The organism is Actinosynnema sp. NPDC059797 (assembly GCF_042732085.1).
Lineage (GTDB): Bacteria > Actinomycetota > Actinomycetes > Mycobacteriales > Pseudonocardiaceae > Actinosynnema.
In genome coordinates, this window is record NZ_JBHWIE010000738.1 from 1 (window position 1) to 1,361 (window position 1,361).

Genomic DNA, 1,361 nt, shown 5'->3' on the forward strand with positions numbered 1-1,361 from the left:
CGCGCCGGGACGTCTTCACGGGCCGGCGCCGGTCACAGGCCGTTGGTGAACAGCAGGCGGTTGACCGTGCCGCCGGTGGCGCCGCCGCTGACCACGTTCGGGGTGGCGGCGGAGTTGAGCCAGTCGTGCACGGTCGCCGACGGCTGGTCGCCGAACCGCTGCTTGTAGAGCGCGGCCACGCCCGCCACGTGCGGGGTCGCCATCGAGGTGCCGCTCATCGCGCCCGAACCGCCGGTGCGGACGGTGGAGATGATCGACGTGCCGGGCGCGTAGAGGTCGACGCAGGCGCCGGTGCTGGAGAACGAGGAGCGGGCGTCGTTGTTCTGCGACGACGCCACGACGGAGGCCGTCTCCACCTTGCGGGGCAGGCGGTCGCAGGAGTTGCCGCCGGTGTTGCCCGCCGAGGTGGCCAGGAAGACCCCCGAGGCGATCATGTTCCGGATCGCGGTCTCCAGGGCGGCCGACGCGGTGAAGTTCCACGAGGTGTTCGCCACGGCGGGCTTGGTGTGGTTCTGCGTGACCCAGTTGATCGCGTTGAGCGCGGCGGTGGTGGTGCTGCTGCCCGCGCAGTTCATCATCTTCACGCCGTGCAGGCGCACGCCCTTGGCCACGCCGTAGGTGTTGGACCCGATGGTGCCCGCCACGTGCGTGCCGTGGCCGTGGCAGTCGGTGTTGTTGGTGTCGATGGCGTTGTGGTCGAAGGTGGCCCGGCCGCCGTAGTCGGCGTGGCCGGGGGTGATGCCGGTGTCGATGATGTACGCGTGGACGCCCGCGCCCGTGTAGTTGTAGGTGAAGCTCGCCGACAGCGGCAGGGTGCGCTGGTCGACTCGGTCGATGCCCCACGACGGCGGGTTGGCCTGGGTGGCGTCCAGCGCGTCGGTGACCAGCACGTCCTGCTCGATCGCGGTGACGGACGGGTCGCGGCTGAGCTTGCGCAGCTGGGCCGGGGTGAGCTTGGCGGAGAAGCCGTGGAACGCCGCGCCCCACACGTGGGTGGGCGTGACGCCGGCGGCGGAGGCCACGCCGTGGCCGTCGCGCGCGGTGGCGCCGAGGCTGACGATGTAGGTGTCCTTGATCGGGTGGACGGTCGCGGAGGCCGTCGCGAGGACGACGTCGGCCTGGTGCGCCGGTGCGGCGAGCGCGGCGCCGGTGGTGAGCCCGACGGCGGTGGCGGAGGCGGACAGCAGGGTGAGCACTCTGGTGAAAGGACGCACTTGTCGGCTCCTTCGGGTGAGCCCGGACCAGTGCGCCCCGACGCAGGGTTGACGGGGTCGACGGTCACTCGTCCGGGTTCATCCCAGCAGCCTGACCAGCACTTATGCCTTGTTCAACCAGCTTCGCCCGATCGGCCGCCGCCGCGT

At 71.4% G+C, this 1,361-nt stretch carries 1 protein-coding gene; it reads right to left on the reverse strand.

Annotated elements, in window-relative coordinates; genetic code table 11:
* Positions 1 to 32: 32 nt before the first annotated feature.
* Positions 33 to 1,214: a S8 family peptidase gene (locus ACFV4N_RS43805; protein ID WP_499678613.1), complete on the reverse strand. Its 1,182-nt coding sequence runs from the start codon at positions 1,212 to 1,214 to the stop codon at positions 33 to 35.
* Between the last annotated feature and the right edge of the window lie 147 nt (positions 1,215 to 1,361).